Annotated in this window: 21 protein-coding genes and 1 pseudogene; 10 read left to right on the plus strand and 12 right to left on the minus strand. The window is 65.1% G+C overall.

Annotated elements, in window-relative coordinates:
- Nucleotides 1-11 precede the first annotated feature (11 nt).
- Complete coding sequence (locus AC5P53_RS17735) at nt 12-1,334, plus strand: ABC transporter permease (RefSeq protein WP_032956233.1); 1,323 nt, start codon at nt 12-14, stop codon at nt 1,332-1,334.
- Between the two features lie 96 nt (nt 1,335-1,430).
- Here the strand turns inward: AC5P53_RS17735 and AC5P53_RS17740 are convergent, their stop codons facing one another.
- The gene (locus AC5P53_RS17740; protein WP_019661820.1) at nt 1,431-1,709 is read right to left on the minus strand and encodes a YrhB domain-containing protein; all 279 of its coding nucleotides are present in this window, start codon (nt 1,707-1,709) and stop codon (nt 1,431-1,433) included.
- A 358-nt stretch (nt 1,710-2,067) separates the two neighbouring features.
- Here AC5P53_RS17740 and AC5P53_RS17745 point away from each other — a divergent pair, with 358 nt between their 5' ends.
- Complete coding sequence (locus AC5P53_RS17745; RefSeq protein WP_241887748.1) at nt 2,068-4,893, plus strand: TonB-dependent receptor; 2,826 nt, start codon at nt 2,068-2,070, stop codon at nt 4,891-4,893.
- Nucleotides 4,894-5,100: 207 nt separating this feature from the next.
- Here AC5P53_RS17745 and rarD read toward each other — a convergent pair whose 3' ends face one another.
- Both rarD and yedA read right to left on the minus strand, forming a co-directional pair.
- Nucleotides 5,101-5,997, minus strand: a complete 897-nt coding sequence (gene rarD / locus AC5P53_RS17750; RefSeq protein WP_014645638.1) for an EamA family transporter RarD — start codon at nt 5,995-5,997, stop codon at nt 5,101-5,103.
- Entirely contained in the window at nt 5,994-6,899 is a 906-nt protein-coding gene (yedA, locus tag AC5P53_RS17755; RefSeq protein ID WP_049404006.1) for a drug/metabolite exporter YedA, read from the minus strand. Before yedA ends, rarD begins: the two co-directional genes overlap by 4 nt.
- A 223-nt stretch (nt 6,900-7,122) precedes the next feature.
- Between yedA and AC5P53_RS17760 the strand changes: the two genes are divergently transcribed.
- On the plus strand, nt 7,123-8,457 hold the full coding sequence (locus AC5P53_RS17760; RefSeq protein ID WP_014645636.1) for an MFS transporter: 1,335 nt from the start codon (nt 7,123-7,125) through the stop codon (nt 8,455-8,457).
- Nucleotides 8,458-8,524: 67 nt separating this feature from the next.
- Nucleotides 8,525-8,821: a hypothetical protein gene (locus tag AC5P53_RS17765; RefSeq protein WP_014645635.1), complete on the plus strand. Its 297-nt coding sequence runs from the start codon at nt 8,525-8,527 to the stop codon at nt 8,819-8,821.
- 166 nt (nt 8,822-8,987) lie between these two features.
- On the opposite strand, the gene AC5P53_RS17770 is transcribed toward AC5P53_RS17765, so the two are convergent.
- The 4 genes from AC5P53_RS17770 to AC5P53_RS17785 form a co-directional block, all read right to left on the minus strand.
- Nucleotides 8,988-10,640, minus strand: coding sequence for a M28 family metallopeptidase (locus AC5P53_RS17770; protein ID WP_014645634.1), 1,653 nt, complete (start codon nt 10,638-10,640; stop codon nt 8,988-8,990).
- 105 nt (nt 10,641-10,745) lie between these two features.
- Entirely contained in the window at nt 10,746-11,678 is a 933-nt protein-coding gene (locus AC5P53_RS17775) for an MBL fold metallo-hydrolase (protein WP_241887672.1), read from the minus strand.
- A gap of 204 nt (nt 11,679-11,882) precedes the next feature.
- On the minus strand, nt 11,883-12,179 hold the full coding sequence (locus AC5P53_RS17780) for a hypothetical protein (protein WP_032956243.1): 297 nt from the start codon (nt 12,177-12,179) through the stop codon (nt 11,883-11,885).
- A 203-nt stretch (nt 12,180-12,382) separates the two neighbouring features.
- Nucleotides 12,383-13,678: a tryptophan--tRNA ligase gene (locus tag AC5P53_RS17785; RefSeq protein ID WP_032956245.1), complete on the minus strand. Its 1,296-nt coding sequence runs from the start codon at nt 13,676-13,678 to the stop codon at nt 12,383-12,385.
- A 108-nt stretch (nt 13,679-13,786) separates the two neighbouring features.
- Here AC5P53_RS17785 and AC5P53_RS17790 point away from each other — a divergent pair, with 108 nt between their 5' ends.
- Nucleotides 13,787-14,593, plus strand: a complete 807-nt coding sequence (locus AC5P53_RS17790) for a hypothetical protein (protein ID WP_046428114.1) — start codon at nt 13,787-13,789, stop codon at nt 14,591-14,593.
- A gap of 73 nt (nt 14,594-14,666) precedes the next feature.
- On the opposite strand, the gene AC5P53_RS17795 is transcribed toward AC5P53_RS17790, so the two are convergent.
- From AC5P53_RS17795 to rocF, 3 genes are all read right to left on the minus strand, one after another.
- Nucleotides 14,667-14,888, minus strand: a complete 222-nt coding sequence (locus AC5P53_RS17795; RefSeq protein ID WP_004153772.1) for a CsbD family protein — start codon at nt 14,886-14,888, stop codon at nt 14,667-14,669.
- 203 nt (nt 14,889-15,091) lie between these two features.
- Nucleotides 15,092-15,229 carry an entericidin A/B family lipoprotein gene (locus tag AC5P53_RS17800; protein ID WP_014035659.1) on the minus strand — a complete coding sequence of 46 codons (138 nt, stop codon included), beginning with the start codon at nt 15,227-15,229 and terminating at the stop codon, nt 15,092-15,094.
- 160 nt (nt 15,230-15,389) lie between these two features.
- A complete protein-coding gene (gene rocF, locus AC5P53_RS17805) occupies nt 15,390-16,310 on the minus strand; it encodes an arginase (protein WP_032956249.1) in 921 nt (306 codons plus the stop codon).
- Nucleotides 16,311-16,518: 208 nt separating this feature from the next.
- On the opposite strand from rocF, the gene AC5P53_RS17810 reads away from it, so the two are divergent.
- The 3 genes from AC5P53_RS17810 to AC5P53_RS17820 all read left to right on the plus strand — a co-directional run bounded on the left by AC5P53_RS17810 (nt 16,519) and on the right by AC5P53_RS17820 (nt 18,797).
- Nucleotides 16,519-17,034: a hypothetical protein gene (locus AC5P53_RS17810; RefSeq protein ID WP_241887673.1), complete on the plus strand. Its 516-nt coding sequence runs from the start codon at nt 16,519-16,521 to the stop codon at nt 17,032-17,034.
- Nucleotides 17,035-17,213: 179 nt separating this feature from the next.
- On the plus strand, nt 17,214-17,969 hold the full coding sequence (locus AC5P53_RS17815) for an SGNH/GDSL hydrolase family protein (RefSeq protein WP_134967398.1): 756 nt from the start codon (nt 17,214-17,216) through the stop codon (nt 17,967-17,969).
- 480 nt (nt 17,970-18,449) lie between these two features.
- Entirely contained in the window at nt 18,450-18,797 is a 348-nt protein-coding gene (locus tag AC5P53_RS17820; RefSeq protein ID WP_111206489.1) for a hypothetical protein, read from the plus strand.
- Between the two features lie 24 nt (nt 18,798-18,821).
- On the opposite strand, the gene AC5P53_RS17825 is transcribed toward AC5P53_RS17820, so the two are convergent.
- Nucleotides 18,822-19,592, minus strand: coding sequence for a DUF3011 domain-containing protein (locus AC5P53_RS17825; RefSeq protein ID WP_241887674.1), 771 nt, complete (start codon nt 19,590-19,592; stop codon nt 18,822-18,824).
- A 593-nt stretch (nt 19,593-20,185) separates the two neighbouring features.
- Here AC5P53_RS17825 and AC5P53_RS17830 point away from each other — a divergent pair.
- Complete coding sequence (locus tag AC5P53_RS17830; RefSeq protein WP_241887675.1) at nt 20,186-20,590, plus strand: hypothetical protein; 405 nt, start codon at nt 20,186-20,188, stop codon at nt 20,588-20,590.
- 509 nt (nt 20,591-21,099) lie between these two features.
- The gene (locus AC5P53_RS17835) at nt 21,100-22,638 is read left to right on the plus strand and encodes a hypothetical protein (protein ID WP_241887676.1); all 1,539 of its coding nucleotides are present in this window, start codon (nt 21,100-21,102) and stop codon (nt 22,636-22,638) included.
- 162 nt (nt 22,639-22,800) lie between these two features.
- Here the strand turns inward: AC5P53_RS17835 and AC5P53_RS17840 are convergent.
- Nucleotides 22,801-22,980: pseudogene (locus tag AC5P53_RS17840) on the minus strand (phage portal protein); the annotation flags it as partial.
- Between the last annotated feature and the right edge of the window lie 28 nt (nt 22,981-23,008).

Genomic DNA, 23,008 nt, shown 5'->3' on the forward strand with positions numbered 1-23,008 from the left:
AGAACACAGACATGTTCAAGAGCAAACTCAAGAAGTGGCTGGGCAACGGCGTGACGGTGCTGCTGCTGGCGGTCGGCCTGGTGCTGTGGATCAGCCTGCCGTGGACCGGCGTGCTGGCCGTGACCGTGCTGGTGGCCCTGTGGCTTCTGCTGACCCGCGGGGGGCGACTGGCGCTGGCCGCCACCCGTATCGGCGTGGCCAGCCTGCCGCAGCGCTGGGGCGCGTCCTCGGTGATCGTGGTCGGCATCGCCGGCGTGGTCGGCGTGCTGGTGGCAATGCTGGCGATGGGCGAAGGCTTCCAGGCCACGCTCAACAACACCGGCGATGACACCACTGCCATCGTGCTGCGCGGTGGCTCGCAGGCCGAGACCAACTCAGTGATCACCCGCGAGCAGGTACCGATGCTGTCCACCCTGCCCGGCATCAGCCGCGATGCGCAGGGCCGGCCGCTGCTGTCGCCGGAGCTGTCGCAGGTGGTCAACCTGGTGTCGAAGTCCGATGGCACCGACGTCAACGCGCAGTTCCGCGGCGTGGGCCCGCAGGCATGGGCGGTGCATGACAAGGTCAGGATCGTCGAGGGGCGCAAGTTCGCCACTGGCCTGCGCGAGATCGTGGTCGGCCAGGGCGCCAAGGGCCAGTTCCGCGACATGGAGGTGGGCAGGACACTGACCCTGGGCAACCAGACCTGGACCGTAGTGGGTGTGTTCGCCACCGGCGATGCGCATGATTCGGAACTGTGGACCGACGCCGATACGCTGGCCACCACCTACCAGCGCAGCGCCTGGCAGTCGATCAGCGTGCGCACCGAGGGCAAGGCAGGCTTCGATCAGTTCAAGGCCGCCGTCGCCGCCGACCCGCGCCTGAAACTGGACGTGGAAACCACCCGCGTGTACTACAGCAAGCAGGGCGGCGGGCTGACCAAGTTGATCGACATCCTTGGCAAGGTGATCGGCACGATCATGGCGGTCGGTGCGGTGTTTGGCGCGCTCAACACCATGTATGCGGCCGTCGCCACGCGCGCCCGCGAAATCGCCACCATGCGTGCGATCGGCTTCCGCGGCCTGCCGGTGGTGACGGCAGTGATGCTGGAGACGATGCTGCTGGCGCTGCTCGGTGGCCTGCTCGGCTGTGCGGTGGCGTGGCTGCTGTTCAACGGCTACAGCGTGTCCACCATCGGCAGCAACTTCAGCGCAGTGGTGTTCAAGTTCCATGTGTCGCCGGAACTGCTGTGGACCGGCCTGAAATGGGCACTGGGCATCGGCCTGGTCGGCGGCCTGTTCCCGGCACTGCGCGCGGCACGTCTGCCGATCACCACGGCGCTGCGCGAAACCTGAGCATCGCGCAGCGGTGGACTGCGCATCACGCAAGGGGACGGAGCGAAGGCTCCGTCCCTTTCACGTTGCCGAACTCAGAAATCCGCCGCCGCAGCATCAGACGGCGGGGCCGCGCGCGGCCAGATGCTGGCGAAGGACCTCCTCGGGCGGATACGCCGTGCCCAGCGCGTGCTGCTCGCCTGTGTGCCGGTCGACGAAGATCGGCCCATTGCCGGCCAGTGCATCCGAGATTTCGCCGGATTGCAGGTAGCGCAGCGACTGGAAGCAGAACAGCCAGCCTTCGACCACTTCGTGCTCATGCGTGATGGCAACCGGCTCATCGTCGCTGGCAAGTGCAGCCTCCACGCGACGGCGTGCTTCTTCAAGCTGGATCATTCCTTCGTCTCCTGCCTTCGATGACAAGGCGAAGAGCATTTCATGCGGGCAGGTGCATCACAACGCCTGCGCGCCTGCATACAAGCGCGTACTGCGACGCGTTGTCGCAACCACTCAAGCGTGCCAGCTTCGTGCCGCTATCGATGCCTCTGCCCATCGCAAACGCAGCGCGCGTGACGCTGCGCACAGCGCATCTGTGGATTGTTGGTTGCGATTCATTTTCGCGCACTTCCAGCAGCGCCGAGACAAACAGTTACGAATGGAAACATTCTAGAATCGCGCCCCCCACGTTGGTTTGCAGCACCCCACGCGCCCATAGAACGGGCGCTTGTTTTTACCGAAACACGAGATTTCACGGATGTCCCTGAAAACCAATCCGCTGCGCAACGCGATCGTCATCGCGCTGGCCGCCAGCTGCACCACCCCCGCCTTCGCACAGAGCACCAGCGATACCCCGACCAACCTCGACCGCATCGAAATCACCGGCTCGCGCATCCGCCAGGCCAGTGTCGAAACCGCACAGCCGGTGGTCGCGCTCAACCGCGCCGAGATCGAGAAGAAGGGCTACGTCAACGTCGCTGACATCCTGCAGGACATTCCTGCCGCCGGTGCGCCGAGCATGAGCCGCGCCTCGTCGCTGACCTCCTCGCGCGACTTCGGCGGCATGTACGTCAGCCTGCGCAACCTGGGCCCGGAACGCAGCCTGGTGCTGATCGACGGCCGCCGCATGGGCGTCAGCGCCGGCGGTTACTCCGACCTGGCCTCGATCCCGTCGTCCATCGTCGAGCGCGTGGAAGTGCTGACCGACGGCGCCTCCGCGCTGTACGGCTCCGATGCCATCGCCGGCGTGGTCAACATCATCACCCGCAAGAATTTCGATGGTAGCGAAGCCAGCGTCTATGTCGGCCAGTACGGCCAGGGTGACGGCCAGAAGCGCGCCTACAGCGCGACCTTCGGCAAGACCTTCGAGCGCGGCTGGTTCAGCGTGGGCGCCGAGCGCACCAAGGAAGATGAGGTGCTGGGCAAGGACCGCGAGTTCAGCCGTTACACCAACGGCCCGCGCCACCCCAACGATGGCCTCAATGGCAACACCCCGTGGGGCTACGTCACCGTCGGTGGCAAGAACCTGACGGTGGGCCCGGGCGGCGACCCGGGCAAGGCCGGCAACTTCCATGCGCCGGACCCGGCTGATGGTGCCAACACCAAGTCGAACATGAGCCTGCTGACAGGCCTGGAACGCACCTCGGTGTTCGCCAACGGTGGCTTCTCGATCACCGACAACCTGCGCATCGTCGCCGACGCGTTGTACAGCAAGCGCGAGTCGACCAAGCACCTGGCCGGTTACCCGTACTCGGTCAGCGCCGCGCAGGCCCGCAATGGCAGCCGTGCCGCCCTGTCCAAGGACAGCGCGTTCAACCTGTGGGGCCAGGATGCGCTGTTCGCGCACCGTACCGAGGAACTGCCGCGCGGCACCGAGAACAACCTGGAAACCAAGCGCGCCAGCATTGGTCTGGAAGGCAGCTTCGAAACCGGTTCGCGGTACTGGGACTGGAACGTCAACTACATGTACAACCGCAACGAAGGCGAGCGCATCGGTACCGGCAGCATGTACCAGCCGCACGTCAACCTGGCCGTCGGCCCGTCCTTCATGGACGGCAACGTGGCCCGCTGCGGTGCGCCGGGCGCGGTGATCGCCGGCTGCGTGCCGTGGAACCCGGCCGCCCCGATGGGTTACACCGGACCCGGCTCGCTGAGCAACCAGGACGTGCAGGACTACCTGTTCACCCGCTTCGTCGACAAGATGCAGAGCACCACCAAGGTCGCCAGCGGCAACATCTCCGGCTCGCTGTTCACCCTGCCGGCCGGCGACATCCTGGCCGCGATGGGCTTCGAGCACCGCAGCGAAGAAGCCAGCTACACTCCGGACACGATGGTGCAGAAGGGCGAGATCGCCGGCACCAGCGGCCAGCCGACCCGCGGCAACTACTCGCTCAACGAGGTCTACCTGGAGCTGCAGGTGCCGCTGCTGGCCGACCTGCCGTTCGCCCGCGAACTGTCGCTGGACATGGCCGGCCGCTACTCGGACTACAACAACTTCGGTTCGACCACCAACAGCAAGTTCGGCCTGAAGTGGAAGCCGATCGACAGCCTGCTGGTGCGCGCCACCTACGGCACCGGCTTCCGTGCGCCGACCGTGGATGACCTGTACGGCGGCACCGTCAGCAGCCGCGACTCGTTCACCGATCCGTGCGATACCTCCTTCGGTACCGCCGCCACCAGCCCGACCGTCGCTGCCCGCTGCCAGGCGCTGAAGGTGCCGGCCAACTTCCGCCAGCTCAACAGCGATGGCAGCGTGGCCACCAAGCCCGGCCAGCAGGCCACCACCGATTTCAGCTCGGGCTCCAACCCGGGCCTGAAGCCGGAAACCGCCAAGACCTGGACCGTCGGCCTGGTCTACAGCCCGGACTTCGTGCAGGGCCTGGACGTCAGCCTGGACTGGTGGAAGATCCGCATCGACAACGCCATCGTCGGTGAGTCGGCCACCAACATCCTGGAACAGTGCTACGTGCAGGGTTCGGATGCCGCCTGCGGCCGCTTCACCCGTGGCAGCAACGGCCAGGTCAACTCGCTGGACCGCTCGCTGGTCAACGCGGGCTACCGCGAAACCGCCGGCTATGACATCAACGTGCGCTACCGCCTGCCGGAAACCGCGTTCGGCAAGTTCGCCGTCAACTGGAACACCACCTACACCGACTACCTGGAGCAGCGCAACGACAGCGCCGCCACCACCCCGGTGGAACAGCGTACCGGTTGGGCCGGCGACTTCCGCGTGCGCTCCACCTTCAACCTGGATTGGCAGTACGGCGACCTCGGCATCGGCTGGACCGCGCGCTACTACTCCAGCATGAAGGAGAAGTGCTCGTACATGGATGAGTGCAACATGCCGGGCTTCAACTCGTCGTACACCAGCGCGTCGCCGACCAACAAGGTGGGCTCCAACACCTTCCACGACCTGCAGGTGCGTTACAGCCTGCCGTGGGATGGCACCGTGTCGCTGGGCGTGAACAACGTGTTCAACCACCAGGGTCCGATCATGTACAGCCAGCCGAACAGCAGCTTCACCTACTACGGTGGCTTCGACATCGGCCGCTTCATGTACATGAAGTACCAGCAGCGCTTCTAAGCCTGCAACCGCGTTCCCGCCACGGCCATCCCTCTCTCCTGGCCGTGGATGGAAGCAGAACGGCGCCCCTCGGGGCGCCGTTCTTTTTTGGGTGGAAGCGGGTCGGATCCCTTCGCCCTGCGAAGGGCTCTGACCCCACGCGACGGATAGAACAGGGTCAGAGCCCTCCGCGTTGCGGAGGGATCCGACCCCGCAGCCCCGCCGGCGCTAGCGCTTGGCGCGCATCGTGCGGATGTTGTCGCCGACGAACAGGATCAGGCCGGCCCAGATCGCGGCAAAACCGATCGCCTTGGCGGTATCGAACGCTTCGTGGAAGAAGAACACGCCCAGCAGCAGCTGCAGGCTCGGTGCGATGTACTGCAGGATGCCGACCAGCGACAGCGGAATGCGCTTCACGCCGTAGGCAAAGCCGATCAGCGGTACGGCGGTGACTGCGCCACCGAAGATCAGCAGCAGGTCGTTGCGCCAGCCCCAGCCATGGAAGAACGCACCGCCATGGCCGTTTTCCGCCCAGATCGCGAAGGCCAGCGCCGGCAGGAACAGGTACATGCTTTCCACGCCCAGGCCGGCCACCGGGTCGACCGAGACCAGCTTGCGCAACAGCCCATACAGGCCGAACGAACAAGCCAGGCCGAGCGCGATCCACGGCGGTGTGCCGGCGTCGATGGTCAGCCAGGCCACGCCCACCGCCGCCATCGCCACCGCCACCCATTGCAGGCGGCGCAGGCGTTCCTTCAGCACCAGCACGCCCAGCAGCACGTTCACCAGCGGGTTGATGAAGTAGCCCAGGCTGGTCTCGATGACATGACCGGCGTTGACCGCCCAGATGTACAGGCCCCAGTTGAAGGCGATGGTCAGGCTCGACACCAGCAGGATCGGCAGCGCGCGCGGCTGCGCGGCGATCTTCTGCCACCAGCCCAGGCGCGAGCTGATCAGCAGCCAGCCCAGCACCAGCACGGTGCTCCAGATGATGCGGTGGGCGATGATCTGGAACGAAGGCACCTCGTTGAGCAGGTGCCAGTACACCGGCACCAGGCCCCAGATCACGAAGGTGGACGCGGTGACCAGCAGGCCCCGGCGTTGTTCTTTCTCGTCCATGCTCATCTCTTTCGCGTCCTTGCCATCGTCAGTACCACCACACCCAGGAGAATCACCGCCATCGCCAGCAGGTCGCGCCAGCCGAAGCGTTCACCGTTGAGCAGCGCGCCGAGCAGCACCGCGATCACCGGGTTGACGTACGCATAGCTGCCGGCCAGCGCCGGACGCACGTTCTGCAGCAGCCACACGTAGGCAGTGAACGCGACGATGGAGCCGAACACGCACAGGTACGCCATCGCCAGCAGGCCACCGGTATCGGGCAGCGTGCTCGGGCGCTCGCCGACCGCCAGGCCGATCAGCACCAGCAGCACGCCACCGCAGATCATCTGCCCGGCCGCGGTCATGAACGGGCCCGGCAGGTCCAGCCCGCGTGCCCACACCGAACCGAAGGCCCAGCCGATCGGCGCGATCAGCAGCAGCACCAGCCCGGTCGGCGAGGCGGTCAGGCTGCTGCCGGCATTGAGCCAGACCACACCGAGGAAGCCGATGGCGATGCCCAGCCACTCACCGCGGCTGGCATGCTGCCCGCGCAGCGCCGAGAACAGCGCCATCCACAGCGGCACCGAGGCCACCGCGGTGGCGGCCAGGCCCGAGGACACCTCACGCTCGGCCAGCACCACCATGCCGTTGCCCAGCACCAGCATGGTCACGCCCATGATGACCAGGTTGCGCCATTGCCGCAGGGTCGGGTTCGGCAGCTTCCAGAACAGGCGCAGCGCCAGGAACATCAGGCCGCCGGCAATGATGAAGCGGCTGCCGGAGACCATCGTGAGCGGCAGTGCGCCGCCGTGCAGGGCCTTGGCGATGCCCAGGTAGGTCGAGCCCCAGACCACGTAGACCAGCAGCAGTGCCAGCGCGACAAGGCCACCCCGGGGGGCAGCCGCAGACGAAGAGGGGGGAGCCGACATGACACACCAGGGAGCCGGGGGAAGGCGGATTCTAGGACGTTTTGAGTATGGTCCGGGACCCCATGCGGTGGCACGCTGTCATCCATCCATGCACCCTGCTCTGGTCTGCTACCCCGTGTTGACGGTCGATGCAGTACCAAGAGGGCTGCCCGGCCGCGCCGCCCCAAGGCCGGGCGCCGTTTTCCCTGCGCACGGACGCGCCGCATCGAGGATTCCCACCCAGATGAGCACCACGCCCCAACCTGCTGTCCCCGCGAACGACCGCGCCGCCCTGCGGCGGTCGATCTCCAACACCCTCAAAGGCTCCGCCGGCAACCTGGTGGAGTGGTACGACGTCTACGTGTACTCGGTGTTCGCCGTGTACTTCGAATCGCAGTTCTTCTCGCCCGACGACAAGAACTCCACGATGTACGTGTGGGCGATCTTCGCCGCGACCTTCCTGATGCGCCCGATCGGCGCCTGGTTCTTCGGCCGCTTCGCCGACCGCCATGGCCGCCGCCTGGCGCTGACCGTCTCGGTCACGTTGATGGCGCTGTGCTCGTTCCTGATCGCCATCACCCCCACCGCCGCCAGCATCGGCATCTGGGCCGCGGTCATCCTGCTGTTCGCACGGCTGCTGCAGGGCTTCGCCACCGGTGGCGAGTACGGCGCCAGCGCCACCTACATGTCCGAAGCCGCCATTCCCGGCCGCCGCGGCTTCCTGTCGTCCTTCCACTACGTCACCCTGGTTGGCGGCCACGTGCTGGCCCAGCTGACCCTGCTGCTGATGCTGACCTTCTGGGGCAAGCCGGAAATCTCCGAGTGGGGCTGGCGCATCGCCTTCGGCATCGGCGGCATCGCCGCGGTGGTGGTGTTCTGGCTGCGCCGTGGCATGGACGAGTCGCTGTCGGAGTCGTCCATCGAGGCCGCGCGCGAGGGCAAGGCGCAGAAGTCCGGTTCGATGTACGAGCTGTTCGTGCACCAGTGGCGACCGCTGCTGCTGTGCTTCCTGATCACCGCCGGCGGCACCGTGGCCTTCTACACCTACTCGGTGAACGGCCCGAAGATGATCCAGAGCGCCTTCGCTGGCAACGATCCGATGACCGGCACCCTGATCAACCTGGGCGTGCTGGCCTTCCTGATGGTGCTGCAGCCGGTCGGTGGCTGGCTGTCGGACATCATTGGCCGCAAGACCCTGCTGGTGTTCTTCGGCGTCGGCGGCGTGCTGTACAGCTGGTACCTGATCACCCAGCTGCCGCACCAGCATGACGCCACCCTGGCCTTCCTGACCCTGGCGCTGGCCTTCGTCATCCTCACCGGCTACACCTCCATCAACGCGGTGGTAAAGGCCGAACTGTTCCCCACCCATGTGCGTGCACTGGGCGTGGGCCTGGGCTATGCGCTGGCCAACTCGCTGTTCGGCGGCACCGCCCCGCTGCTGTACCAGGGCGCGCTGAAGACCGGCCACGTCGATTGGTTCGCCCTCTACGTGACTGCCACGATCGCGGTATCGTTGGTGGTCTATGTGTTCTTCCTCACCAACAAGGGCCCGAACTGGCTCGACGGCACCCGCAAGTAAGCGCGTTGCCCTGATCGCGGCCACCGGTGCAATGCCGGTGGCCGCTGCGTCTCCCGCTCCTCCACTGATGTGGATCGCGGTGACGCTGGCCGCAGCCACGGCACTGGCCTGGCTGCTGCGCCGCCCCAGCGCACAGGCCGCATGGCCACGCATCGGTTTCGGGATCGCCCTGCTGCTGTTCTGCGCCGCACTGGCGCTGCAGCTGGCAGTGGACCTGGGCAGCGGCCACAGCTCGCTGCAACTGCGCCTGCATCGCGGCGTCAACGGCGGATCGCTGGTCGGCCTGCGCACGATGGTGGCGTGCTATCTGGCAGCGCTCGCCGCCAGCGGCTGGGGCGCGTGGAAGCTGCTGCGCCGGCGCTGACGAACACCCGGTCGTGCCGCCGGCTGGCCGACACCTCCACATTCTTTCGGTCGTGCCGGCCGCTGGCCGGCAACTCAACATTCCTTTGGTAGTGCCGGCCGCTGGCCGGCAACCTCATGAACCTCCGGAAAGAGCAGGCAGTTGCCGGCCAGCGGCCGGCACTACCTCAGCGGCGGGCCGCTTCGCTCTTGTCGCGCGCGCCGCGGAACTCCGATTCCTTTTCCCACGTCGGCCAGCGGCGGCTGTTGGCCAGCTCCGCGCCCAGATCGTAGACCAGCAGGGTATCGGCAGCGTGGCCGCTCGGGTCCCAGCGCGGCGTCCAGGCATCGCAGGCCTGGTGGTAGCAATCGGCGAAGTACTTCTCGCGCAGCGCGCGGCCGGCTTCAACCCCACCGTCCAGCTTGTCCAGGCCCGGGCCGATGGTGATTGCCGGCACGCCCAGGCGGGCGAAGGCGAAGTGGTCAGCGCGGTAGAAGAAGCCCGCTTCCAGGTTCGGGTCCGGGCTGTAGCTGCGGCCGCGGGCCTTGGCCACGCGTTCCAGGTCGCCTTCCAGCGAGACCCGGCCCTTGCCCCACGACGCGATGTCGCGGGTCGGGCCATCCGGGCTGAACATCTCGATGTTCAGCACCGCGGCGGTCTTGTCCAGCGGCGCCAGCGGGTGCGCGGCGTAGTAGCTGGCGCCCAGCAGGCCCTTCTCTTCGGCGGTCAGCGCCACGAAGTACAGCGTGCGCTGCGGCTGCGGGCCGGCGGCGAACACCCGGCCCAGTTCCAGCACCGTGGCCACGCCGGTGGCGTTGTCGATCGCACCGCGGCGGATGCGGTCGCCCTTGGCGTCGGGCTGGCCGATACCGAAGGCATCCCAGTGCGCAGAGAAGATCACCGCCTCGTCGCCATGCTCGCCACCGGGCAGCTTGGCCACCACGTTGCGGGTCACCACCTGCTCGCGCTTCAGCGCGAAGTCCACGCTCAGCTTGGCGTTGTCCAGTGCCACAGGACGGAAGTCGGCGCGCATCGCCTTGCGCTTCTCGGCATCGAAGTCGAGGCCGGCGTCGGCGAAAATCGCCTCGGCCAGCTCGCGCTGCATCCAGCCACGCAGCGGCGTGTGCTGCGCCATCGCCTCGTCCTGGCCGCGCTCGATGTCGAACAGCGGCGATGTGCCCGAGCTCTTCACCGTGGCCCAGCCGTAGGCGGCCGGCGCGGTCTCGTGCACGATCAGCACGCCTTCGGCGCCACGGCGTGCGGCTTCCTCGAACTTGTAGGTCCAGCGGCCGTAGTAGGTCACCGCCTTGCCGTCGAATGCGCCCGGTGCATCGGCTTCGAAATCGGCATCGTTGATCAGTACCACGGCGATCTTGCCGTGCAGGTCCACGTCCTTGTAGTCGTTCCACTGGCGTTCCGGCGCATCGATGCCATAGCCGACGAACACCAGCGGTGCATTCCTGATCTGCACGCGCTTGCGCGGCTGCAGGCTCTGCAGGGTCACGTCCACGCCATTGGCCAGCGCACGCTTGCCCTGCTTCAGCGACAGGCTGGCCTTGGCCGGGCCGTCCAGCTGCGCGCGCACCAACGGGACCGGCTGCACCCAGCTGCCATCCACGCCGCCGGGCTGCAGGCCGTAGCTGCGGAACTGCTCGATCAGGTACTGCACCGTGCGCTCTTCACCCTCGGTGGCCGGCGCGCGGCCCTCGAATTCATCCGACGCCAGAACGCGCACATGGCGCGACAGCGCCTGCGGATCGATGCCGCCACCCGGCAGGTCGTTGGCCGCATGGGCAAGGCCACCGACGAACAGGCAGGACGACAGCAGCAACACGCGCATCGGATTCACGGCAGTACCACGGCTAGCTTGGAAGTCACCAGAGTGTAACGTGGTCGTGACATCACGGCGCGGCTTGGGCCTGCGTCATCCACGCAGGGCGTGGATCTACCTGCTGATGCGATCCAGCCAGCAGGCCAGGCCCTGTGCGTTGAGCTCGATATCCATCGCCAGCACGGTGGTCACTGCCGCATCGTCCAGCGCACAGCCATGCAGCTGTGCACGTTCCAGATACAGCGCCTGCAACGCGGCCAACAGGCAACGATGGCGGTCCGGTCGACCGTCGCACTGGCGGCCAATGGCGGCCATCGCATCGATCTGCTCGAACAGGTCGCCGGCCAGTTTCTCCACCTGTTCCACACGACCGTAGTGGGTCAGGTACATCGCCTGCGGGCCGTAGCCCAGCATGCGCTGGATCGAGGCCTTCATCGCCTCCGGGTCGAACTGCACCGGCGAGGAGGTCGGGAAGATGAAAGCGCCCTGCGCGCTGTCCAGCTCGCGGTAAGAGATACCGAAGGTATCGCCGGTGAACCAGCTGCGGCTGCGCGCATCCCATACGCAATAGTGGTGCAGCGCGTGACCCGGCGTGTGCAGCAGCACCAGCTCGCGGCCGGCCAGATCGATGCGGTGGCCGTCTTCGGCCACCACCACGCGCGACTCCGGAATCGCCTCGATGCGGCCATAGCTGCGCGCGATCTCTTCGGCGCCATACACCGCCGTGGCACCGGCGATCAGCCGGGTCGGGTCGATCATGTGCGGCGCACCGCGCGGGTGCAGCACCGCCTTTGCGTTGGACAGCTGCTGCATCAGCAGGCCGGCGCCGCCGGCGTGGTCCAGGTGCACGTGCGTGAGCAGCAACCAGTCCACCGCTTCCACGCCCAGGCCGGCATCCGCCAGCGCCTGCAGCATCGCCGGCACCGACAGGCCGGTGCCGCAGTCGACAAACGCGGCGCGGCCGTTTTCAACGATCAGGTAAGCCGCGTCGAAGTCCGGGCGCTGGAAGCCGGTATCGATGGTGTGGATGCTGGGGTCGGCGGTCATCGGCACGCACCTGGCAGGATCGGGAACAGACGCCCATGGTAGGCGCGCAGGCGGCCCGGGTTCGATGCGGCTTTGGTCGGAGTCCAGATTCCGTAGAGCCGAGCCCATGCTCGGCTGCCTTTCTGCCAGACATCAGCCGAGCATGGGCTCGGCTCTACAGAGGGCGCGTGCAGTCGAGCATGGCTCGACTCTACAAAGGCGGGGTTACCGGTCCAGCCAGCGCGGTCGCAGCAGCAACGCCAGCACCAGCACCGCCAGGAACGCGCCGTAGGCGTACAGCACCGCCAGCACCTGCGGCCAGATCGGGCCGGCGCCGGGTTGCACCACGCCGATGCGGTAGCCCCACAGCATCGACACAATGCTCAGCGCGAACGCCAATACCAGGGTGGTGCCATCGAACAGGCGCCGCCGCGCGGTACGCGGCTGGCGCGGGAACAGCCAGTACAGGCTGCCCAGCAGCAGGAACCAGGGCAGGAACAGCAGCAGCGACAACCAGGCCATCGCAGACTCCATGTCATCGCGCCGGCGGCGCGCGGACATCATGCCATGGGTGCTGTGCCACGGTCGTGCCGGCGGGGGCGTCCCTGTAGAGCCGAGCCCATGCTCGGCTGCGTTGCTACCCAGCCGAGCACGGGCTCGGCTCTACAGGGGCGGAGCAAAGTCGAGCATGGCTCGACTCTACAAAGGGCAGGCAGGCCCGGCGATCAGGCCGCTTCGCGCAGCACGGCCAGTGCGGCCAGCACGGCGTCCACCTCGGCGTCCAGCTTGAACAGCTCGCTCTGCAGCTGGTCGCCCTGCTCGGCCTGCTTGATCACGGCAATCAGCTGGCCGGCATCACGCGGCGAATCGAAGCCTTCGCTCTGGATCAGCAGCGTGCCGTCGCCGGCGGTCAGCTTGAAGTAGAACCGGCCGTCCTTCTCGCGGTACTGCTTGAATTGCGGCGGCGCCACGCGGGCCACGCCGGCATCTTCGCTGGCGATGTCGCCCGCCGTGGACAGGTCGCGCAGACCCACGGCGTGGCGCAGTTCTTCCAGCAGCGGTGCCGCCAACTGCTCGCGCAGCTGCTGCCCACGGCGCTTGAGCAGCGCTTCGATCTTCTCCGGCTCGGCCATCAGCGCGTTGTAGCGCTCGCGCAGCGGCGACAGTTCGCTGTCGATGCGCTCGAACAGCTGCTGCTTGGCGTCACCCCAGCTGATGCCGGCAGCGAACGCCTTGGCGAACTCTGCGGTCTGTTCCGGCGTGGCGAACGCCTGGTACATCTGGAACAGCGCCGAGCCTTCGGTGTCCTTCGGCTCACCCGGTGCGCGCGAGTCGGTCAGGATCGAGAACACCAGCTTCTTCAGCTCCTCGCGCGGCACGAACAGCGGAATGGTGTTGTGGTAGCTCTTGCTCATCTTGCGGCCATCCAGGCCGGCCAGCGTCGCCACCTGCTCATCGATCACCACGTCCGGCAGCGGGAAGTACTCCTTGCCGTACACGTGGTTGAAGCGCTGGGCGAAATCGCGCGCCATCTCGATGTGCTGGATCTGGTCACGGCCCACCGGCACCTGGTTGGCCTTGAAGATCAGGATGTCGGCGGCCATCAGCACCGGGTACATGAACAGGCCGGCGCTGACGCCTGCGTCCTCGTCCACGCCTTCCTCGCGGTTCTTGTCCACTGCCGCCTTGTAGGCGTGCGCCCGGTTGAGGATGCCCTTGCTGGCGATGGCGGTCAGGAACCACATCAGCTCGGTGGTCTCGCGGATGTCGCTCTGGCGGTAGAACCACACGTGTTCCGGGTCCAGGCCGCAGGCCAGCCAGCTGGCCGCGATCTCCAGGGTCGCGCGCTGGGTGCGCTGCGGGTCCTGCGACTTGATCAGGCTGTGCAGGTCGGCCAGGAAGAAGAAGCTCTCGATCCCCGGCGCGCGGCTGGCGGCGATGGCCGGACGGATGGCGCCAACGTAGTTGCCCAGGTGGGGCGTGCCGGAGGGGGTGATGCCGGTAAGGACTCGGGTCGTCATGACTGCGTGGGGTAACCTTCGATGAACGGGGCCAGTTTACCTTGCACGCCACCAACCCCGTCAGGGCCTGCGGCGCGTTCATTCACCCAACCCCGCTGGAGACGCCCGATGAAACGCCTGCTGCCCCTGCTGCTGATCCTGCCCCTGGCCGGCTTCCGCCCGGCGCCACCTCCGCCACCGGCCTACGAAGGCGGCCCGGTGCGCATGACCCTGGTCGACCGCGACCGTGGCACCGAACTGCGCAGCTACCCCGCCGACGGCCAGCGCTGGGTGGCCGGCGAGCGCGGCCACCGCTACGCCGTGCGCCTGTACAACGACAGCCCGCGCCGGGTGCTGGTGGTGCTGTCGGTGGACGGCGTCAACGCCATCTCCGGCGAGGATGCCGATCCCTCGCAGACCGGCTACGTGCTCAACCCCGGCCAGCGCGCCGACATCACCGGCTGGCGCAAGAGCCAGGACGAAGTGGCGCAGTTCGTGTTCAGCAGTCCCAGCGGCAGCTATGCCAGCCGCACCGGCCGCCCGGACAACATCGGCGTTGTGGGCGTGGCGGTGTTCGAAGAGGCACGTCGCTGGCGCCCCGAGCCGATCCTGCGCCGTGGCCTGCCGCTGCCGGCCCCGGCGGCCGAAGCGGCGGCCGATGCCAGTGCCAGTGCCAATGCCAGCCGCATCGAAGGCTACGCCAGCAAGTCGCAGGCCCCAGCGCTGGGTACCGGCCACGGTGCGCGCGAGCAGTCCTCGGTGCGCGATACCGACTTCGAGCGCGCCAGCCGCAGCCCCGCACAGGTATTGCAGCTGCGCTACGACAGCGCCCGCAACCTGCGTGCGCGCGGCATCCTGGTGGATTCGCCCTCGCGCCTGCCGCGCGAACCGCAGGCGTTCCCCAACCGCTACGTGCCGGACCCGCCGGCGCGCTGATCGTCCGGCGCAGACAACACGACGCCCGCAACCTCACGGTGCGGGCGTCGTGTTGCGGGGGAAACCGAAGCGCTTACTTGTAGTCCGGATAGTCCTTGCTCACCGCGTCCTGGAACTCGCGCACTTCCTTCTCCGCGCGGTCCTTGGCCCAGCCATAACGTTCCTGCAGGCGGCCGGCCAGATACTCGGCGTTACCTTCGGCCACATCGAAGTCGTCGTTGGTCAGATCGCCCCACTTGGCCTGGGCCTTGCCCTTCAGCTGCGACCACTTGCCGGAAATGATGTCTTTGTTCATTGCTGGGAGTCCTTGGTTGCAACGGCGTTCTTACCGTGGCTCCAGCTTCGCGCAGCGGCTGTTGAGTACCGGTCAACCGGCAATGAAATACATGCTCACCTGCTTGAATGGTTCACTCCGCTTCGACGGCCACGCGGCAAACAGCGCGCACAAAAAAGGCCGGGAAGATTCCCGGCCTTTTCGCTTTCCAATCCGCGCCGGGCTCACTTGCCCTTGGCGGCGTCCTCAACTTTTTCACCGGCCTTCTGCACGTCCTTGCCGGCACCGGCAACGGTATTGCAACCGGCCAGCAGGGCCACCGAGAACATCGACAACAGCATCAGGGCAACTACGCGCTTCATGGGCTTCTCCTTGGGTTCGCCGCTACACCGCTTCATTCGCGGATGGGGTTCTGTCGCTCGGCGGGAGGGCACACTGCCACCGCCGCCGCGTGAAGTGCAATCTGGCGGCAGCGGCGTGGAGCGGGTGTGAACGGATCGGCGATCCGTTCAGGCCAGGCCCTCAGTCGCGCATCAGGGTGGACTTGCCGAACAGGCTTTCGACCAGGTCCACGGCCAGTTCGGCGGTGGCATTCTGCTTGTCCAGCAAGGGGTTGAGCTCGACGATGTCCAGCGATCCCATGCGCCCGGTGTCGGCGATCATCTCCATCACCAGCTGCGCCTCGCGGTAGTTCACCCCACCCGGCACCGTGGTGCCCACGCCCGGCGCGATGCTCGGGTCGAGGAAGTCCACATCGAAGCTGACATGCAGGTGGGTGTTCTCATCGATGCCGGCCAGCGCCGCTTCCACCGCGCGCTTCATGCCGTTCTCATCGATGTAGCGCATGTCGTACACATCGACCTTGTGGGTCTTGATCAGGCGCTTCTCCTCCGGGTCCACCGAGCGGATGCCGATCTGGTGCATCTGCGCCGGGGTGATCGCCGGTGCGCTGCCGCCCAGGTGGGTCAGCGCCTCCGGGCCGAGGCCGCACAGGCAGGCCACCGGCATGCCGTGGATGTTGCCCGACGGGGTGACATCGCTGGTGTTGAAATCCGAGTGCGCATCCAGCCACAGCACGCGCAGGGTCTTGCCCTGCTCGCGGCACCAGCGCGCGACGGCGGTGATCGAACCGATCCCCAGGCAGTGGTCGCCGCCGAGCATGATGGGCATGCGGCCGGCCTGCAGCTCGGCGTAGCTGGCTTCCATCAGTGCATGGTTCCACGCCACCACTTCATCCAGATGGCGGTAGCCTTCCACCGGCGCGGTCCACGGGTTGCGCGGGCCATCCAGATTGCCCACGTCACGGACGTCCACACCACGTGCTTCCAGCGCCTCCGGCAGGCCCGCCACGCGCAGCGCCTCCGGCCCCAGCCGTGCACCGCGATGGCCCGCACCGACATCGGTGGGAACGCCAATCAGGGATACGGAGATGGGATGGGCCATGGGTGCCTCCTGCGGTGGGAAAAAAGAAGCACAGTCTAGCCAGAGCTGTGTGACACCACTCGCGGCGGTGCAGCAGGGCAATACCCGGATCGCCGCGAGCACAAAGGCGCCCCCGTCAGGGATTCCAGCGCTGAGCGGTCAGGAACCCGCCCTTCCTTGATCCACTTCACACCCGAGTCGGCATCGCCTCTTACCCACGGCGGTCCTTGTGTCCACCCTGCGTCGGCACCCGGACGGTGCGGCTTCATTTCCCCAACCCTGGAGAACGACGCACATGAAACATGCACTCAATGGATTTGCGGTACTGGCAATTGCCCTGGGCGGACTGTTTCCGGCAGCTGCCAATGCCTCCTCGCAACGCATCACGCATACGGTGACCACCGACGCGTATCCCATGCAGACGGCGAGCGCACGCCAGGTGCTCGACTGGGTGGCGCAGCGGGTAAAGCCGTCGTTCGCCCCGCAGGGCTACGGCAACGTACAGGTGGAACGGCGTGCATTCTCGGTGGGGCGCGGGTCTGCACGCGCGGATGAATCGATTCCGGGAAAGCTGCCGGAGCAGGGCATTCCCGGTGAAATCTACCGGGTGGAAAACCTGCTTCCCGACGGCTCCCTGCAGACGTGGGAATTCACCTGGGTGGAACCCTCGTCCGGCCATGGCGGCGGCTGGGATGTCACCGGGTACACCTACAAGAAGGGAAATGACCCGGTAAACCAGCAGTAGCGGGACGCTGCCCTGCCCCGCCCCAGGCACGACGCCGCGGAATCTCGGCAAATCGGCGTCAGGCGCGCGGCAAGCAGGCCCCCGAACAATCGCGAGGACCTGCTGCAGCCTGTGGCTTGACGACCGATCAGGAACGAATCGGTACCGATAGCGGCATTCGGGAGGGGTAGAATCCGTCCATGATCTTCATACTCCGACTAGCACGACTGGCCGCCGTTTCGCCCCTCCTTGTCGCCTGCTCTGCGCCCGTCACTACTGCAGATGCTGCGGCTCCGGTTGATGCGACAACGAAGCAGATCCTCATCGAGGAATATGGCGACTCCACGACCGTAGGCTATACCGCCACTCCTTCCGGAACGATCATCGCCGCGATGAATCAGCCCAACACACTGCAGCGTTTGCTGCGGACAGAGTACGGTGATCGTGTCGTTGTGAAGAACGAAGGGATTGGCGGAATTCAATCCTCAGATGCGCTGAACGGGACCGACGGAATTCACCAGTCGTGGGAGTCTGTCATGGCGAAATCCCATGCCCAGATCGTGACTCTGAACTTTGGGCTTGGCGATGCCTATCTGTTCTCCCGTCCAGAGTCTGGGAAGATCTCCGCATCACCACAGGAATACAAGCGCGTGATGGGCGAGCTGGTTCGTATTGCAAGAGAACATGGCAAAACCGTGGTGATCTACGAGCCCAATCCATCGTGCCACCCCGCCCGAGAAACAGGGATGCCGTACTACGTGATGCATCTCGATCAGTTGGGCCACGAGATGAACATACCAATGGCTTCCCAATTCTGGGCATTGCTTGCCACGCCCAATTGGCGAGAGCTGCTGTCTGACTGTACACACCCTACTCCCGAGCTCTACCAGCTGAAAGGTGAGAACGCGTACAAGGTGCTTCGACCAATCGTGAAGCAGATCATCGACGCCAGCTGACATCCTGTGCAATCGGAGAATGCTGTAAGTCCCAGGTTTCAACCGAACCTGAGCGCAACCTCCGTCAAGTCCACAATGAAGATAGCGGTGGTTCGCGGCCCCATCGTTACGCCGCCGACCGGGAACGTGTTGGGGGTTACGACGACGTACAGGTGGAACGGCGCGCGTTCTCCGTAGGGCGCGCGTCTGCACGCTCGGATGAATCGATTCCCGGCAAGTTGCCGGAGCAGGGCATTCCCGGTGAGATCTACCGGGTGGAGAACCCGCTTCCCGACGGCTCCCTGTAGACGTGGGAATTCACCTGGGCGGAACCCTCGTCCGGCCATGGCGGCGGCTGGGATGTCACCGGGTACACCTACAAGAAGGGAAATGACCCGGTAAACCCGCGCTGACCTCCGTCCTGGCGTGCCGCAGCGGTGCAGCAGTGAAACGGCATGGCATGATGCCGCACTGACCTGCCGCCTTCCATGGAAGATTGTGATGTCGCCCTTTATCAACACCGCCTGGCCACGCTTCTTCATCGTCGCGCTGCCCATCGCTTTTTTTGCGGTTCTGTTGAACAGCTTGATCGATGCGTCGCCGAACGGCTGGCTGATGCAGGCGGCGCTGCTGCTGACGCCATTCTCGCTTCTGCTGTTCTTGGCGTTCGGTTGGCAGCGTCTGCGCAAGGCGCACGCTGAGTATCCGATTCTGACAAGCGAACTGGACCGCATGTTGGCGGCGTTGATCGGCAACGTTAAGGTGGCCGCGGCGTGGTTCGGCCTGACCGTCATTGGTGTGTTCACCCTGATACTGGCATGGGTGCTACTGCGAACACCAGGCGGCTGACGGAGGCCCCCGCCCACGGCGAACTCAACCGCCGCGGCGACGAACCGGCGTCAGGCTCTGCACCTGGCCGTTGTTGCGCATCATGCACAAGAAGCGGCCATCGGGGTAATCGATGATCAGTTCCTGGTAGTCGCTACCCACCGGCATCCGGGTCACCAGCGTGCCCTGCGCGCCCTTGCGCAAATTGCAGGAGCCCAGCGCGGTATCACCCGCCGGCGCGCTGTACGCCACCTTGGACACATTGCGGAACACCGCCCGGCACCCGCCGTTCACCCATACCGAGTGCCGCGACAGGCCCCAGTTCTGCCCTTGTTCGCAGTGGGTGTGGCTCAGCTGGCGCACCACCTCCACGTTGCCGCGCGTATCCATGTCGCACGACACCTGCTGCTGGTCGGTGGATTCGCAGGTCACCTCGCGCGGCAGCGCCGCATCGCTGTCGTCATCGTGGCGATGGCGATCGCGATGCTCTTCCCGCGCCGGCGTTCCGCTGGCACTGACCTGGCAGATGCCATTGGCGCCGCCACGGCCGGTGTAGCTGATCTGCGGCGTGCCATCCTCGCTGCTGCTGATCGACAACGTGATGCCGCTATTGGCATCGCGTGCTTCGACGTAGCGGTCGTTGAAGCGCTTGAGCGCCGCCTCGCGGCCCTGCACGTAGACGGGGCCGCCTTCGTCGGCGTGCACATCGATACCGCCCGGGCAGCTGGCGTTGAAGAATGGCACCGCGGCCATGGCCGGGGCCACGAAAGCGGTGGACACCAGTGCGACGGTGAGCGACAGGGCATGGCGACGCATGTGCGGATCCCGAAGGGGCCCAGGTGGGCGTGTAGCCGCAGTATGCGGTGGGCGCTGCGGGCGGTCCGTGAGGAATATCAAGATCCGGGTAGCGCGCGTGGGGATTCACGCCTGGTATCGTTGCCTTGGTGCCTTACCGAGGCTGTTAAGCCAGCTTTACGTCGCACGCTACTGTAAGCCGTGCGGCAACAGTGGCGCGGCCCGGATGGCCGATGATGACGGCACTGCGCGATATGTCGCTTCTGGCATTGCGATGCTCGAAACAGGCCAAACGCGATAATTCATTTTTCCTTTCAGATCACCCGATGCCATCAAAACAAACGACTGGCAGGCGGGGATTTCGCGTGCGCATGATGAATCGCCACCTGCAAAAGGTGGTCGGGACTTCCAAGCCCGTGTTGTCAACGATGTATACGCTTGCCAGCCGGCGTCGTCCTTTCAGGGGCGGCGCCGGCTGGCAATCCGTTAGCCGATCGACGGCGGGCGGTGCGTGGGGGCCTCGTGCCCGCCGATTCGTTGACCCGGTCTTGGAAGCCACGCATCGCCCGCCACCCTATCGTGGCGGCACCTCTGTTCCTGACGAGGATGCCCGCATGTCCAGAACCCACCACCCCTACCTGACCGCCACCTTGGGCGAGGCCGCCCTGCTCCTGTCACCCGAACTGGCGCAGCCGTTGGAAGCCGCTTTTGCCGCTGCGAACGAGGCAGCCGCGCCGATCAATCTTCCCAGCTGCCTGCAGCGCATCCGCGCCGGTGATGCCGCCGATGGACAGCCGTGGACGGGGCCCGCCAGCACACCCGGCCAGGCCGTGGCCGCCGCACGCCGGGATCGCGCCGCGGCTGGCCTGGTGTCGCTGTTGGAGCTGTACCACGCCGCCGAACGCGTGCGCGTGCACGGGGAAGAGAAAGACGATATCGGCGACGGTGTGCGCGAGGGGCTGATGCTGGCCTGCCGGGGGCTGGCGGAGTATCTGGCGTTGCAGTCACGAGTAGAGTGAGCCCCTGCATTGCCGCTCGTGCGTCTTATCCGGTGAACAACAGGATTGCCATTGCCGTGTAGTGTGAGGCCACGTCGATGGCCTACGTGACCCTTGCCCCAAATAATGCCAAGGCACCAGAGAGAAGCCTATAGGCCAGAATCTTGCTCGAATTGACTGTACCCATGCGAATCTACTGAACGTTAAAAATTGGGACTGTCCAGAGGTGGCCCTGGAACGCCTGCGGACAGCCTCTCAGCCACCCCTCTCGCACAGGGAACCGGCAGGGGACGGCCGGTGCTCGGGAACCCTGTAGAACGCCGTACAGGGTCTCGGCTGAGACTTGGTGCAGACAGCGCGGGAAAAGTACCTCCTGAAGTGCGCAGGCGAGGCGGGGAGATGAGTGCCCGTGACGGTACGGGCGAGGCGGGTTCTTCAACTCAAACTAGATGACCGAACAGTGCCGCTACTCTCTTCTCCTTTGCTCGCCCCTAGCCATACAATCGCTTCCTCTGACTCAAGGAAGAAGAATGAACCAGCCTACCGCTCAGGAACCCATTGCTGGACCTAAGTTGCAAGAGGTCTTTGTCAGATCGGGACGGGTAACCTACACCTTCGTGGAGCCTGTGGAGTTCGATGAGCTACTCGTAGCGCTTGACACTCCGGGCCGCAGTATCGTCATTGAAGGGCCATCAGGGATTGGGAAGACCACATCGATTGAAAGGGCCCTGGCGCAGGTCGGGATCCAGGAAGCTGAAGTCGAAAGACTGTCCGGCAGACTCCCGATGGACAAGAAGAAGATTGGTTCACTGCCGACCAGAGTACCTTTCGGTACTGTTGTTATTGACGACTTTCACCGTCTCAGCGATTCGGTTCGCCGTGAGATAGCGGATCTCATGAAGGCGCTAGCTGATGAAGGCGCAGAGCACAGTAAGCTGATCGTCATCGGCATTCCGAACGTGGGACAGTCACTCATCGCGTTCGGAAGAGACTTGGCAAATCGCATCGAAGTGATCAAATTCGAAGCCAACCCTGAGCATAAAGTTTCTGAGCTTCTGCAAAAGGGAGAAGAAGCACTCAACGTCAAGTTGAACGTCCGCGGAGAGATCATTAAGGCTGCACAAGGCAGTTTCTACATCGCGCAGATTCTCGCCCACGTGACCTGCCTGAGAAGTGGAATCAAGGCCCGTTGCGAGCAACTAACGGAAACCCGCGAAAGCTTCGAAGGCGTCAAGAACCGGGTAATGAAGGAGCTTGCGGCTCAGTTCCACGACTTGGCAGTCACTTTCTCCCGGGGCACGAAGCTCAGGCGCGAAGGGCGGGCGCCCTACTTGCATATCCTTCGCTGGCTTAGTCAGAGCCCCACATGGTCCGTAAATCTGACTCGTGAGATCGATCGCCACCCTACTCAGCGCGGCTCGGTCTCTCAGGTCGTGACAAAGGGGTTCCTTGCGTCGCTACTGAAGCAATCGCCAGCCCTTCAGACCGCGCTGCATTTCGACGAATCGAACAGCACCCTGGTTGCCCAAGACCCCCAGTTCGTGTTCTATCTGCGCAATCTATCGTGGAGTTCCCTTGCTGAAGAGGCTGGCTACGTCAGCATCGAGTTCCCTGATCGCTACGATTTCGCCCTATCTTTTTCGGGTCAAGAACGCGACGTTGCGGAAGCGATCTTTGAAGCACTTACCGAACTGGAAATGGAGGTCTTCTACGACCTCAACGAACAGCACAGAATCATCGCCGAGGATGTTGAAGAGTACCTTGGTCCGATCTACAGATCAGATTCACTGATGATTGTTTGCGTACTTAGCGACAGCTATCCGCAAAGAATCTGGACGAAGTTTGAAGGTGATCAGTTCAGGAGCCGTTTCAAAAATGGCGAAGTTGTCCCAATTGTGCTGAGCACTACAACGCTAGGCTTGTTTGACAGCGCCCGAAACATCGGCCACCTAACCTGGGACAAATCCAAGCCGATTCAGCAACAAGCAAAAGACGTCGCCGAGTTGCTGGCCAGGAAAGTTGGTGAAGTGCGGCAGAAACGCGCAGAGAAGGCAAAGGCCGACGAGTAATTGGCCAGTGGTGATGGTTTCGGGCCTCCGGTGTTTTATTTGACTTGCTCCATAAAGGGCCGCAACTACGGCGGCCTTCCCTCTCTGGAATCGGCGGCCTGTCACCAAATAAGCGCCATTTGCCTTGGACGGCAAGCGAATATAGACACAGTAGCGCTGCATCTATGACGCCGCCGCTGCCAGCTCGAATGCGTCGAAGCGGATCACCTCTTGGCCTCACTATTGGTTCATCGCTGTCATGCGTGTCTGCAGCGGGGCAAGCTCCATCGCAGCCCACACCGTCGCCGCGTCCCGGATCGGGCCAAAGCCACCGCTGTTCTGTGGCACGATGCCCAGCAGCTGCCCTCTCGAGGGCGCACAGGGAAATAAG

The sequence above is a fragment of the Stenotrophomonas sp. YJH_SMC_82 genome, assembly GCF_059368875.1.